The 12,827-nt window shown below is 58.4% G+C and carries 13 protein-coding genes; 9 read left to right on the top strand and 4 right to left on the bottom strand.

Translation table 11 applies throughout. The annotated features are described in order from the left end of the window. Positions 1-172 precede the first annotated feature (172 nt). Both CMG77_RS02860 and CMG77_RS02855 read left to right on the top strand, forming a co-directional pair. Positions 173-1,564, top strand: coding sequence for an MATE family efflux transporter (locus CMG77_RS02860; protein WP_286804733.1), 1,392 nt, complete (start codon positions 173-175; stop codon positions 1,562-1,564). 292 nt (positions 1,565-1,856) lie between these two features. After that, the gene (locus CMG77_RS02855) at positions 1,857-2,114 is read left to right on the top strand and encodes a DUF4404 family protein (protein WP_024459926.1); all 258 of its coding nucleotides are present in this window, start codon (positions 1,857-1,859) and stop codon (positions 2,112-2,114) included. 63 nt (positions 2,115-2,177) lie between these two features. Here CMG77_RS02855 and CMG77_RS02850 read toward each other — a convergent pair whose 3' ends face one another. Beyond that, positions 2,178-2,408: a hypothetical protein gene (locus tag CMG77_RS02850; RefSeq protein WP_024459927.1), complete on the bottom strand. Its 231-nt coding sequence runs from the start codon at positions 2,406-2,408 to the stop codon at positions 2,178-2,180. A 243-nt stretch (positions 2,409-2,651) separates the two neighbouring features. On the opposite strand from CMG77_RS02850, the gene cueR reads away from it, so the two are divergent. Beyond that, on the top strand, positions 2,652-3,056 hold the full coding sequence (cueR, locus tag CMG77_RS02845) for a Cu(I)-responsive transcriptional regulator (protein WP_286804734.1): 405 nt from the start codon (positions 2,652-2,654) through the stop codon (positions 3,054-3,056). A gap of 113 nt (positions 3,057-3,169) precedes the next feature. Here cueR and CMG77_RS02840 read toward each other — a convergent pair whose 3' ends face one another. Together CMG77_RS02840 and CMG77_RS02835 are read right to left on the bottom strand one after the other, a co-directional pair. Further along, positions 3,170-3,574 carry a GtrA family protein gene (locus CMG77_RS02840; protein WP_286804735.1) on the bottom strand — a complete coding sequence of 135 codons (405 nt, stop codon included), beginning with the start codon at positions 3,572-3,574 and terminating at the stop codon, positions 3,170-3,172. After that, entirely contained in the window at positions 3,555-4,508 is a 954-nt protein-coding gene (locus CMG77_RS02835; RefSeq protein ID WP_024459930.1) for a glycosyltransferase family 2 protein, read from the bottom strand. Before CMG77_RS02835 ends, CMG77_RS02840 begins: the two co-directional genes overlap by 20 nt. A 206-nt stretch (positions 4,509-4,714) precedes the next feature. On the opposite strand from CMG77_RS02835, the gene CMG77_RS02830 reads away from it, so the two are divergent. The 5 genes from CMG77_RS02830 to CMG77_RS02810 all read left to right on the top strand — a co-directional run bounded on the left by CMG77_RS02830 (position 4,715) and on the right by CMG77_RS02810 (position 9,760). Then, a complete protein-coding gene (locus tag CMG77_RS02830; RefSeq protein WP_286903595.1) occupies positions 4,715-4,888 on the top strand; it encodes a hypothetical protein in 174 nt (57 codons plus the stop codon). Then, positions 4,814-5,909 (top strand): peptide chain release factor 2 gene (gene prfB, locus CMG77_RS02825; RefSeq protein ID WP_286903578.1). Its coding sequence is split into 2 segments (ribosomal slippage): positions 4,814-4,885 and positions 4,887-5,909, totalling 1,095 coding nucleotides; the frame shifts between segments, so codons are not numbered across the junction. Before CMG77_RS02830 ends, prfB begins: the two co-directional genes overlap by 75 nt. 39 nt (positions 5,910-5,948) lie before the next feature. Then, on the top strand, positions 5,949-7,433 hold the full coding sequence (gene lysS, locus CMG77_RS02820) for a lysine--tRNA ligase (protein WP_286903577.1): 1,485 nt from the start codon (positions 5,949-5,951) through the stop codon (positions 7,431-7,433). Between the two features lie 106 nt (positions 7,434-7,539). After that, positions 7,540-8,388: a thioredoxin gene (gene trxA, locus CMG77_RS02815; RefSeq protein WP_286903576.1), complete on the top strand. Its 849-nt coding sequence runs from the start codon at positions 7,540-7,542 to the stop codon at positions 8,386-8,388. Positions 8,389-8,734: 346 nt separating this feature from the next. Continuing rightward, a complete protein-coding gene (locus CMG77_RS02810; RefSeq protein WP_286903575.1) occupies positions 8,735-9,760 on the top strand; it encodes a LacI family DNA-binding transcriptional regulator in 1,026 nt (341 codons plus the stop codon). A gap of 30 nt (positions 9,761-9,790) precedes the next feature. Here the strand turns inward: CMG77_RS02810 and glk are convergent, their stop codons facing one another. Continuing rightward, complete coding sequence (gene glk / locus CMG77_RS02805; protein ID WP_286903594.1) at positions 9,791-10,834, bottom strand: glucokinase; 1,044 nt, start codon at positions 10,832-10,834, stop codon at positions 9,791-9,793. 844 nt (positions 10,835-11,678) lie between these two features. Between glk and CMG77_RS02800 the strand changes: the two genes are divergently transcribed. Then, positions 11,679-12,791, top strand: a complete 1,113-nt coding sequence (locus CMG77_RS02800; RefSeq protein WP_286903574.1) for a phosphoserine transaminase — start codon at positions 11,679-11,681, stop codon at positions 12,789-12,791. Positions 12,792-12,827 lie beyond the last annotated feature (36 nt).

The raw sequence follows: 12,827 nt of genomic DNA, 5'->3' as shown, positions 1-12,827 counted from the left end.
GGGCCGCTCTATGGCATCCATGCCATCGCGGCATTCGTGCGTCCATGCACATCACGTATTCACGGCGTGTCTTGAAAGGGTATTCCCCCTTCTTGGTCCGGTCGTGACGAACCTACGCCGCTTAAAATAAACGTTAAACTCTTAACCATCTACACCGCAACGAGGCCCATTCTTGAGTCATCAACCAAAAAGTCGCGTCCTGGACAAAGGCCTGTGGGGCATGAGTGCGCCCATGTTGGTGGATCAGGCGGTGACCTTTACCATTCCGCTCACCGACATGTTCTTCCTGAGCCGGATCTCCGACAGCGCGGCGGCCGCCGTGGGCGCCGTATCGCCCTTGGTATTCGCCGGCAACACCCTGCTCATGGTGACCGCCTTTGCCGGCTCCAGCATCGCCAGCCAGCGCATCGGGGCCAACAAATACGACACCGCCAACGCCACCATCATGGCCTACGTGTTTCTGATCATGGGCCTGGCCGTGCTCACCGCAATGGCCATCAACATCGGCGGCGCCTACGTCGCCGGTTGGATGCCGCTGTCGGAGACGGTGGAAACCCACGCGGTGACCTACCTGGGCATCATCGGCTGGATGGTGGCCATCTGGGGCCTGCGGGCGTCTTACCAGACGATCCTCAATGTCTACGGCGAACCAAAGTGGAACACCATCAGTAACTTTGTCTTCTTCGGGGCAAATATCCTCGGCAACAGCATCGTCGTATTCGGGTTGTTTGGCGTTCCCAGGATGGGCGTTGACGGCGTGGCCATGGCCAGCGTCGCGGCAATTTTCTGCAGCTTCGTGTTCACCTTCAGTATCGTGCATTTCAAACTCGGTCTGCGCCTGCCATTGAGGCAGGGGGTTCGGGAGTTTCGTTCTCTGATCAAGCCGGTACTGCGGATTGCCGCCCCAGCGAGCCTGGAGCCGGTGTCGTTCAATATGTACATGATTGTGTTGAACTGGATTGTCGCCGGGGTGGGAGACCTGGCGTTGAAGGTAAAGGTCTACGCTTTCAATACGTTTCTGTTCTGCCTGATGATTTCCGTCGCGCTGGGCATGGCGACGGAGGTGATCATCGCCCAGCGGGTCGGGCGCAATGAGTTTGCCGAGGCGGATCGGCAGATGCGTCACAGTGTGAAGGTGGCCATCTGGGGTACGGGGTTGCTGGCGCTGCTATGGGTGGCGTTAAACCAGCAGATGCTGGGGATTTATACCGATGATCCGGCAATTCTGGCATTCGGGTTTTGGGTGTTTGTATTGGCGTTTGTGGCGGAGCCCGCGCGTACGGTGAACATTGTGATGGGCTCGGCGCTGCGCTCGACGGGGGACGCGGCGTTTATCTCTTATTCGACGATTGCGGTGATCTGGTTGTTCTCGGTACCCTTGGCTTATGTGCTGACTATTACGTTGGGTTGGGGTATTTACGGGGTGATGTCGGCGGCGTTGGCGGATGAGTCGGTGCGGGCGGCGATCAAGTGGTGGCGTTGGCGTAAGGGGCATTGGAAGGAGTATGGCGTTGCAGCCCGTGAAGCCCGCGAGGCCAAACGCCGAAACTTAATGAATCAGTAGGGTCTATAATCTGGTGGTGGGTGTTTGCGTAACGTCCGGGTCACTGTGCGGTAAACCCTTGTGAGACACGCCGTACATACGTCCCTGTAGGCTCGGATCGCCGGTCCCCGGCTCCACGGTCTCACAAGGGTTTACCGCACAGCGCCCCTCAGTGCCAAGGGTTGCGCATTAGCCGTAGGGTGGAGCAGAGCGCAGCGTTATGGTTCGTCATCCACCAATAAGCACGCAAGGTACAGTCGAATACAACACTGCAAAGTCAGCGAAGCAAGTTAACCCAAAAAACGAGGTCTTTATGCCCCAGGAAAAAGCCAGAAGTCTGATTACCCAGTTGCATGAGATGTACGGCAACGAGGAGCCCAGTGAGCAGCAGAAGCATTTGATGGAGCAGTTGGAGTTGCACACCCATCCGAAGGGGGCGAAGGATCAGTACGGTGAGCCGGTGCCGTTGGATACTCTGGAGTTGTTGGTGGAGGAGATGGCGGCGGAGCATCCGCGTACGGCGGCGGTGATGCGGGAGATTCTGGAGACGCTGAAGAATATTGGTGTTTGAGCCCGATTCGGCAGGTTGCGTGCAAGGCGCAATCTGCCGGTTATTGAGCGTATGCCCCGCGGATCACACGGCCCAGGCGAGGGCGACGCCAGCGCGTTCGAGGTAGATGTACTCGGTTTTCTCTGTGGCCGGGTGGCAGGGGTGGCGGAAGTGGTGGTGGTCTTTGGTTGACCCCATGTACTCCCAGGCCTGGCCGGCGAATTCACAGATCGGATCGCCCTGATTCAGGCGGTCTTCCGCAAGTTGATCCCACATGGTTTCCCACTCGGGACTGGTCATACTCAGGTATTCCATGGCGGCCACTCCGGCTCGGTGTTTAATGTCTAATCTAGACTTTTCATTCTATTTGTCAAATATAATTTGTAAGTCTTTGATGTGGATAGCAAAAATGCCGTTTAAGTGTGCGCCTTGTCACACTGTTCTCGAGGAGGTTTCTGGCCAGTATTGATCAATAAGTAGTCAGGCGCCATTTTAAAGGTTATAGTTAGTGTAATCTTTGCCGGGCCAATTGACCGGCAGTGTTTAAGAGGAGGTTGGATGAATATTGGTCAGGCGGCGGAGCGCAGCGGGTTGAACCCGAAGACGATCCGTTATTACGAGAGCATCGGGTTGGTGTGTCCGCACCGGGCGGCCAATGGTTACCGGGATTACCGGCAGGCGGATGTGGAGCAGCTTCAGTTTTTGCAGCGTGCCCGGGCGGTGGGATTTACGTTGGATGAGTGCCGGGAGTTGCTGGATCTTTACCGGGACCCGCACCGGCGCAGTGCAGAGGTCAAGGCGCTGGTGTTGGAGCGGGTGGCGCAGGTGGATGAACAGCTGGCTCGCCTGGAGGCGATGCGGGATACCCTGGTGACCATGGCGGAGCACTGCGCCGGGGATGATAACGCGGAGTGTGCGATCATTGATTCTCTGACCCAACCAATGCCCTTTAAGCTTGTTTAGCGTCAGGACCGACTGAGTGGCAGCTGGTTCGGGACGATATATGCGTAGGTCGGATTAGCGCAGCGTAATCCGACAAATTCGCTGAGTCGTGGTTGGTGTCGGATTACGCTTCGCTAATCCGACCTACTGGCAGCTGATCCGGGGCGATAGACCCAGAACTTATTGAGGATAAAAGAGACGACGGGCACGGATATCACCACAATGCTCAGGGTGATTCGATGGGGGAGCGACGTGCCGGTCTCTAGCGCCCAGAGAAGTATTTCGCTGGAGAGGAAAGTGGAAACCGAGGCGACCACAAAGCGTTGCAGGGTGGCGCGGGTGAGCGCTACCCTAAAGGTCAGCCAGCCATGGCCGTAGAAGGACACGGTCATGGCGGTCACATAGCCCAACAGATTGGCGGCGTACAGGTTTAGGCCCAGTCCCTCATGGCTGCTCAGTGCCATCAGGTAGTGGGTCAGGGTCGCAGCGACGCCGACGATGCCAAAGCAGACCAGTTGCCTAAGCAGTCTGATCGTCATCGAAGCCCCACTTGGCCGCCACCAGATAGATCGGTCGGTTTTTCACTTCCTTGTAAATTCGACCCACGTACTCCCCGAGCAGCCCCAGAAAGAACAGCTGGATCCCGCCCAGGAACAGAATGACCACCATGGTCGAGGCATAACCGGGTACATCCACCCCGGTGGTCAGGGTTTTGATGATGACCACCACCGCAAACACAAAGGCGCAGAACGAAACGATCAGGCCCAGGTAGGTGCCCACCCGGATGGGAAAGGTGCTGAAGGAGGTGATGCCGCTCAGGGCAAAATTCCACAGGCGCCAGTAGTTGAATTTGCTTTCTCCCTGGGCGCGCTCCTGTCGGTCGAACTCGATGACCGTATGCCGGAAGCCGGGCCAGCAGAACAGGCCCTTCATGAAGCGGTCTTTCTCCGGCAGTAGTTTGATGGCATCCACCGCCTTGCGATCCATCAGGCGGAAATCCCCGACGTTTTCGGGGATATGGATTTCGCTCATTTTGTTGAACAGACGGTAGAACCACTGGGCGGTCTTGCGCTTCATCAGGCTGTCGGCCTTGCGGGAGGCGCGTTTGGCGTAGACCACCTCGTATTCGCCGGTGAGCCATTGATCCACCATCTGGCCGATCAGCTCCGGCGGGTCCTGCAGGTCGGCGTCGATCGGCAGGACGGCGTCGCCGCGGGCAAAGTCCAGTGCAGCGGTCATGGCCGCTTCCTTGCCGAAATTCCGGGTCAGCGCGAGCACTTTGATTCGAGGGTTACGGTCGGCGTGATTACGTAACTGCTGGAGGGTATCGTCGGCGGAGCCGTCGTCCACACAGATGATCTCATAATCGACCGGAACGTCTTCCAGTGCCTGCTCGAGCGTCTGAAAAAAGTGATCAATCCCGCCCGACTCGTTGTACATGGGCGTGAGTATCGACAGTAGTGGATGGTTCATGCCGGTTGCTCCGGGTTGAGTCAGAGCCATGGGGCTCTGTTGTTATTNGTGTCTCTGTCCATGGTGCCAGACNTCGGCAGAGGCATTGTCCACGGTTTTAGCGGTTTTTTACAGGGGCAGGGCGTCAGTTTGTGGCCTCTATCGCGATTTCCGCCAACCGGGGAGCCCGCCGGAGCACTGGCGGTGGTGCGGCCTTGTGCGTTAGAATGCGCGCCCTGATTGGGGCGATCCCCCAACCTGAATTCACTCTGTTTCCGGCCGCTTTATCCCGCTCGGCCGGTGACGCGACAACCGGTTTGGAACTTATGGAAATCAATCCGCTGCTGAATCAATTGAAAGACCTGACTGAGCGAACTGATGTGCTCAGGAGGTATCTTTGACTACGCTCACAAGAAAGAGCGTCTGACNGAAGTTGAACTGGAGCTGGGTCAGCCCGATGTNTGGGAAGATCCGGACCGCGCCCAGGCNCTGGGTAAAGAGCGCTCCTCACTGGAGCTGGTGGTAAANACCATTGAGGATCTGGACACCGGTGTGGCGGACTGCCGNGAGCTGCTGGATATGGCGGTNGAGGAAGATGACGCCGACAGCATCAANGANGTGGCGGCCGAAATTGAGCGCCTGGATGGNCAGTTGGAGTCCCTGGAATTCCGCCGGATGTTTTCCGGCGAGGTGGATGAAAACAACGCCTACCTCGATATTCAGTCCGGCTCTGGCGGCACCGAGGCCCAGGACTGGGCCGAAATGGTCCTGCGCATGTACCTGCGCTGGGGCGAGCGCAAAGGGTTCAAAACCACCCTGGAAGAAGCGTCCGCCGGTGAAGTGGCGGGCATCAAAAGCGCCACCATCCGCTTTGAAGGCGAATACGCCTTCGGCTGGCTGCGCACNGAAACGGGCGTACANCGGCTGGTNCGCAAGTCNCCCTTTGATTCGGGCAATCGNCGTCACACCTCGTTCTGCTCGGTGTTNGTCTCCCCGGAGATCGACGAAAATATCGAAATCGATATCAACCCGGGTGANCTGCGTACCGACACCTACCGNGCCAGCGGCGCCGGTGGTCAGCACGTGAACAAAACCGANTCGGCGGTGCGGATTACCCATGAGCCCACCGGTATCGTGGTGAGCTGTCAGAGTGAACGCTCCCAGCACCAGAACCGNGANCGGGCCATGAAAATGCTGCGCGCGAAGATGTACGAGCAGGAAATGCTCAAGCGCAATGCCGAAAAGCAGGCCATGGAAGACAANAAGGCTGACATCGGCTGGGGCAGTCAGATCCGCTCCTACGTGCTGGACGACCAGCGCATCAAGGATCTGCGCACCAGCGTTCAGACCAGTAACTGCCAGGCGGTGCTGGACGGCGCCCTGGACCAGTTTATTGTCGCCAGTCTGAAAGCGGGCCTGTAATCAGGCCCTGTTNATTCACTCCCCAACATCAGAGATGCCATGAGCAAGCCCAACGCCCCCCAGGATGAGAACAACCTTATTGCCGAGCGTCGCTCCAAGCTGGCGGCCATTCGAGAGAAGGGCAACCCTTTCCCGAATGACTTCCGTCGCGACAATACCTGCGCCGAACTGCAGGCGGCACACCAGGACAAATCCAAAGAGGACCTGGAAGGCGCCGGCCTCACCGCCAGCGTGGCGGGGCGGATCATGGCCAAGCGGGGCCCCTTCATGGTGCTGCAGGATGCCTCCGGNACGGTNCAGCTNTANGCNGACAAGGACACCCAGAAGGCCATCAANGANCAGTGGGGCCAGTGGGATATCGGNGATATCGTNGGNGCCAGCGGCACCCTGCACCGCTCGGGCCGNGGNGACCTGTACGTCAACATGGAGCAGTATCAACTGCTNACCAAGTCCCTGCGNCCGCTGCCGGAAAAATACCACGGNCTGCACGATCAGGAGCAGCGCTACCGNCAGCGCTATGTGGACNTGATCGTCAANCCGGAAGTGCGCGATACCTTCCGCCTGCGCTCCCGGTGCATCAGCTATATCCGTAATTACCTTGACGGCAACGGCTTCATGGAGGTGGAAACCCCCATGCTGCAGGTCATTCCCGGNGGCGCNACCGCCCGGCCGTTTATCACNCANCACAATGCGNTGGACATNGACATGTACCTGCGTATNGCGCCGGAGCTGTATCTGAAGCGTNTGGTNGTNGGNGGNTTTGAGCGGGTGTATGANATCAANCGCAANTTCCGTAACGANGGNTTGTCNACNCGNCACAANCCCGAGTTCACCATGTTGGAGTTCTATCAGGCCTACGCCGACTTCAACGACCTGATGGACCTGACCGAAGATATGCTGCGCGGGCTGTGCGAAACCGTGATGGGNTCTACAGTGGTCCAGTANCAGGACAGCGAATACGACTTCGGCAAACCCTTCCGCCGGATCAGCGTGTTCGACAGTATTCTGGANTACAACCCGGANATNACCGCCGANCNGATCAGNACCCTCGAAGGCGCNCGNGCCGTNGCNGAAGGCNTGAAAATNCCNNTGAAGNACTCCTGGGGGNTGGGCAANGTGCAGATCGANATTTTCGAGGCCACCGTCGAAGANAANCTNGANCAGCCGACNTTNATCACCGANTACCCCACGGAAGTGTCACCCCTGGCGCGGCGAATGGATGCCAAGCCCGAGGTGACCGAGCGGTTTGAGTTCTTCGTGGGTGGCCGCGAGCTGGCCAACGGTTTCTCGGAGCTTAACGACGCCGAAGATCAGGCCGAACGCTTCAAGGAGCAGGTGCGGGAAAAAGACGCCGGTGACGANGAGGCNATGCACTACGANGCGGACTATGTACGCGCCCTGGAATACGGCCTGCCGCCGACCGCGGGGCAGGGCATCGGCATTGACCGTCTGGTCATGCTGTTCGCCAACGCCGCCTCCATCCGCGANGTNCTGTTGTTCCCCCATATGCGCCCAGAACACTGATAGGGCTACCGAACTTCGCGTAGGGCGGATAAGCGCGCAGCGCGCATCCGCCGTTCCCAACGGCTGCCGCGCCCAACCGCATTTGAAACNTCACGAGACTCCAGCCATGAACGTCATCGATATCACTCTCGACAACGCCCAACAGTACGTCATCGACGAATCTTTCAAGCGTCCCGTGCTGGTGGACTTCTGGGCCGACTGGTGCGGCCCCTGCAAAACCCTGATGCCCCTGCTGGAAAAGCTCGCCGACGAATACAACGGCGACTTCCTGCTGGCCCGGATCAANGCNGACGAGCAGCAGATGCTGGCGTCGCAGTTTCAGGTTCGCAGCCTGCCCACGGTGATGNTGATCAAAGACGGCCAGCCNCTGGATGGGTTNACNGGNGCCCAGTCGGAGGTGCAGGTGCGGCAAATGCTGGAGCAGCACCTGCCCAAGGCGTGGGAGCGGGACCTTCAGCANGCTCAGGCGATGCTNGANGCNGGGCAGTNNGGTGAGGCGTTGCCGGTGCTACAGCGGGTNTATGAAGAGTCNGGCCGAAACCCACAGATCGCCTGCATGGTGGCTCACGCCCAAGTGGAGCTGAATCGGCTCGAAGAGGCGGAAACGACCCTGTCCAACGTAAAACTGGCGGATCAGGATACCCTCTACGAGCAGGTGAAAGCCAAAATCGAATTGAAAAAGCAGGCCGCCAAAACNCCGGAAATCGAGTCNCTGGAGCAGGCCCTCGAGGCCGATCCGGACAATCTGGAAATGCGCTACAAGCTGGCGGTCCAGTACAATCAGGAAGGTTATCAGAAGCCGGCGCTGGAGCTGTTGATCGAGGTGCTGCGTAAGGACCTGGGCTACGCCGACGGCGCGGCGCGGAAAACCCTGACGGATATTATCGCGGCGTTGGGGAAGGGCGATCCGTTGGCGATCGAGTACCAAAGGAAGTTGTTTACGTTGCTGTATTAATAAAAACCCCCAGTCCTCACCGGACTGGGGGTTTTTATTAGCGCCTGACGTGCCGATCGTCGTTACTACTCACTGGCGCTCNTTTCAAANATCCCTTTTCAGTTCTTTTTTTGACCGAAAAATTGCCGATTTTTCAGGCNCCCGGGGCGATGTCGCTCGCCCTCAAGGTGAATCCACTATAGAATAAATTGACAGCGCTGTCACCCCGTTTGGACAANTTTCTTGCTTGGCGTCGGCGGTGNCCCGGANGACCGGGAAAAATGCGACNCNNGCGGGGCGGGGCACTTGTCAACGGGGCGTCTTTTCAGGATAGTGCGCCTTCCAGCTACTTTCGACGGAGCTCTCTGTGGCCAAAGCGACCATCGACAATGTTGCCGCCCTGGCGGGCGTCTCTATAAAAACCGTATCCCGGGTGGTGAACAAAGAGCCGAACGTTCGGCAGGCAACGCGGGACAAGGTGTTGAAAGCCATTGATGAGCTCGATTATCGNCCCAATCTCTCGGCGCGCAGTCTGGCGGGAAANCGCTCNTATGTGATTGGTNTGCTCTACGACAACCCCAGTGCCAACTACGTCATCGACGTACAGGACGGNGTGNTGTCGACCTGCCGCTCCCAGGGGTACGACGTGCTGATTCACCCCTGCAATCANCAGGACCCCGACATCGGCCGGGAAATCCGGGATCTGATGCGNCAGACCCGTATCGACGGCGTTATCCTCACGCCGCCATTGTCGGACGTGATGCCAATTCTGGAGGTGTTGAAAGAGCGGCAGTTGCCCTTCGTGCGTATTGCCCCGACCATCGATAAGCCGATCAGTCCTTACGTTGAAACCAATGACGCTGAAGCGGCCTATGATATGACCTGCGAGCTGATTGCGCTCGGGCATGAGCGTATCGGCTTTGTGGCGGGGCACCCGGATCACCGGGCGGTCAGCCACCGGTTTGAAGGCTACCGGGCGGCTCTGGTGGAGAATGACATTCCTCTGGATGAGGCGCTGGTAGTGCAGGGGTTTAACTCGTTCGAGTCCGGCGAAGAGGCGGCTGATGTGTTGCTCGCCCTCGAGCAGGCTCCCACGGCGATCTTTGCCGCCAACGATGACATGGCGGCCGGGGTCATGATGGTGGCGCATCAGAAGGGGTTGCGCATCCCGGGAGATCTGTCGGTGGCCGGCTTCGATGATACGCCGGTGGCTCATCAGATCTGGCCCTCCCTGACGACGGTTCGTCAGCCGATTCAGGCCATGGCCCAGAAGGCGACCGACTTACTGTTGAAGCAGCTTAAAGGCAAGGATGTTCAACTGCCCGCCAGTATGTTGAGTTCCAGTCTGATTCGTCGGGACTCCACCGGCAAACCAATAACGCACAAGCGTTAGGAGCAGTGAGCGGTACCCAGGGGGTGCCGCTCAGGCGTTCAGTTCCGCGGTATTGTCCACCAGCCAGGCGGCGGTGCCGATCAGTGCAGACTTGTCGTGCATGATGATATTGAGCGGGATTCGGCCCACGTAATCGCTCATGGGTCCCTTGTGCTGATAGCGCTTGACCAGGTCAGAACCGTCGATGAAATCCGCCAGTTTGGGGGCAATCCCGCCGCCGATGTAAACGCCACCCTGGGCGCCCAGGCACAGCGCCCGATCGCCAATCGCGCTGCCCAGCATGGCGCAGAACAGCTCCAGGGCTTCGTGGCACAGGGGGTCTTCACCGCTTTGACCTTTGCCGGCCACGTCGGCCGGTTCGTAGTTCTGTACGGTTACGCTGTCGATCTCCGCCAGCGCCTGATAGATCCGGACCAGGCCTTTGCCGCAAATCAGGGTTTCCACCGACACGTGATCCTGTTTCTTCAGGAGATTCTGGAGAATGGCAATTTCCCGCTCATTGCCCGGAGCGAAATTGGTGTGTCCGCCCTCGGTCGGGACAATTTTCCAGCGGTCGCCGCAGGGCACCAGCGCCGCCATACCAAANCCGGTGCCCGGCCCCAGAATCAGCATGGGNGCCTCNGCGTCGGTCTCACCCGTCACCAACGGCTTGAGCATGTCACCTTTGAGGTGGGGGGTGGCATANGCNAGGGCGGCAAANTCGTTGATGACGTCCAGGGCGCGCATGCCCAACTGATCGCGCAGCTCGTCGATGCCGAACTCCCAGTCCAGGTTGGTCATGCGCACCCGGCCGTTATGAATGGGGCCGGCAATGGCAAAACAGGCAAAGTCGGGTAGGGCGANCCCGGCCACTTCGGCGTAAGCGTGGACCATCTGATCCAGNCTGGGGTAGTCGGCACANCGCAGGCTGTGCTGATGCTTGGCGGTAAAGTCGGGCGGNGTNGCGCAGGCGCCGGCAATCTCAACCAGACCGAAGCGGGCGTTGGTGCCGCCAATATCCGCAACCAGAATAAAGCTCATAGTGGTCCCCGTTGTGTGCCGTTCCTGCGAGCCTGTNGCTGTTGGGGCAGGCAGTCGCTGTTCTTGGATNATCGGTTGCCCGATCGAAAAGTGGAGTGAGTCTACGAGCGGTTGACAGCGCTGTCAATAATTCTGGCGTATCACCCCACAAATGTGGCGTTAAAATATNCATNNTGATGGANTTCTGACCAGTTTGTGCTCGCGAATTGATNGCCGAGCGAGCCGNCCCGTNATCCGAGTATAGCGGGTATTTGCNCTGTAACCGGTAACATTTTGTTTTTTTTTAAAAATGTGGTATTGTCACTTNAAAACGCGNNCAGGANGGTTAGCGNTGATCGCNGTAAGGCAGGNATAATCAGCCTTACAANATNAGCAGGGTAGGAGAAACAGGNTGTAAACGGTTACATGCCAAAATTTATCCTACTNNTTCAGCGATTACTGGCAAAAGGATTGTGANTTTAAGGTTTTGTTGAAGTAGGGTGTTGACAGCGCTGTCAGCCCTCAGTAAAGTNAANACAGAATTTGTGGTCGNGGCAGGGTGGTCTCGACCGGTGANGCGCCGAAGAGGGCAAACATGCCGCTCTTGGTCAATCNCCACGATCTCTCACCCTCGATGTCTGGTTGATGCATCGAGGTCTCCCTCTTGCCCTTTACATCTGTAAAGGGCTTTTTTTTGTCTGCAATTTCTTCCTCNCCCTTNCTTCCCACCGCTTCATCTAGTGGTTTGACTCATTAACTGGCATAATCGGCGGCTTTCTGATCCAGGACACTCCCGCCAGGTTCTCNCCTGTCCGGGCAATTCCGCGTTTTGCGCCTGAGTTTGGGTGATCGGNCTANCGNTCACCNGCTACTGACATCGGGCCTATAGAGTAGAACCGTCAACTGTTCGAGGAATCCCATGCAACCACAGGTCAAGCCCCGCAATCCCAACTTTTCTTCCGGTCCCTGCAGCAAGCGCCCGGGATACGACGTNAGNCAGTTGGATGTTTCCACCCTGGGCCGTTCCCATCGTTCCGGGCTGGGCAAGGCGGCGCTCAAGCGCGCCTGCGAAGATACCGCCCGCCTGCTGGGCNTGCCGGAAGGGTACCGGGTGGGCGTNGTACCGGCCTCNGACACCGGTGCGGTGGAAATGGCCATGTGGTCGCTGCTCGGTCAGCGCCCGGTGGANGTCATGCANTGGGAGTCCTTTGGTAAGGGCTGGCTGACCGACATNACCAAGCAATTGAAGCTGAAGGATGTCACCCCGCTGGAAGCCGACTANGGCTACCTGCCGGATCTGACCAAGGTCAATTTTGATCACGACGTCATCTTTACCTGGAATGGCACCACCTCNGGGGTGAAAGTGCCCAACGGCGACTGGATCGCCGATGATCGCCAGGGCCTGACCATTTGCGATGCCACNTCGGCGGTGTTCGCCATGGAGCTGCCCTGGGAGAAGCTGGACGTNGTCACCTTCAGTTGGCAGAAAGTGCTCGGGGGCGAGGGCGCCCACGGCATGCTGATTCTGAGTCCGCGTGCCGTAGAGCGTCTGGAAAGCTACACGCCGGCCTGGCCGCTGCCGAAGATTTTCCGCATGACCAAAGATGGCAAGCTGATCGAGGGTATTTTCCGCGGCGAAACCATCAATACNCCCTCCATGCTCTGCGTGGCCGATTACCTGGATGCGCTCGACTGGATTGACCGCATCGGTGGCCTGAGCGAAGCGATTCGCCGCTCGGANGCCAACCTTGATGTGCTGTCCACCTTCGTTGAACAGAACGACTGGATTGAATTCCTGGCCAAGGAGCCGGGCACCGTCTCCAACACCAGCGTGTGCTTTACCCTGGATGCCGAGCCAGATCGCGTCAAGGCCATGGTCAAGCTGTTGGATCAGGAAGGGGTGGCTTACGACATCGGCGCCTACCGCGACGCACCTCCGGGCCTGCGTATCTGGTGCGGTGCCACGGTGGAAACCGCCGATATTGAAGCGCTGCTGCCCTGGTTGACCTGGGCCTACGAACAAACCGCCTGATCGGGCAGACGCAACGACGGNTAACCCGTCGACACG

The organism is Marinimicrobium sp. (assembly GCF_002695945.1).
Lineage (GTDB): Bacteria > Pseudomonadota > Gammaproteobacteria > Pseudomonadales > Cellvibrionaceae > Marinimicrobium > Marinimicrobium koreense.
This window is presented reverse-complemented; position numbering and strand designations above follow the sequence as displayed.

Excerpts from the sequence above, each read along its gene's own strand:
- CMG77_RS02855 (WP_024459926.1), top strand. The coding sequence starts at position 1,857 with ATGCCCCAGGAAAAAGCCAGAAGTCTGATTACCCAGTTGCATGAGATG.
- CMG77_RS02850 (WP_024459927.1), bottom strand. The coding sequence starts at position 2,408 with ATGGAATACCTGAGTATGACCAGTCCCGAGTGGGAAACCATGTGGGAT.
- cueR (WP_286804734.1), top strand. The coding sequence starts at position 2,652 with ATGAATATTGGTCAGGCGGCGGAGCGCAGCGGGTTGAACCCGAAGACG.
- CMG77_RS02840 (WP_286804735.1), bottom strand. The coding sequence starts at position 3,574 with ATGACGATCAGACTGCTTAGGCAACTGGTCTGCTTTGGCATCGTCGGC.
- CMG77_RS02835 (WP_024459930.1), bottom strand. The coding sequence starts at position 4,508 with ATGAACCATCCACTACTGTCGATACTCACGCCCATGTACAACGAGTCG.
- CMG77_RS02830 (WP_286903595.1), top strand. The coding sequence starts at position 4,715 with ATGCGCGCCCTGATTGGGGCGATCCCCCAACCTGAATTCACTCTGTTT.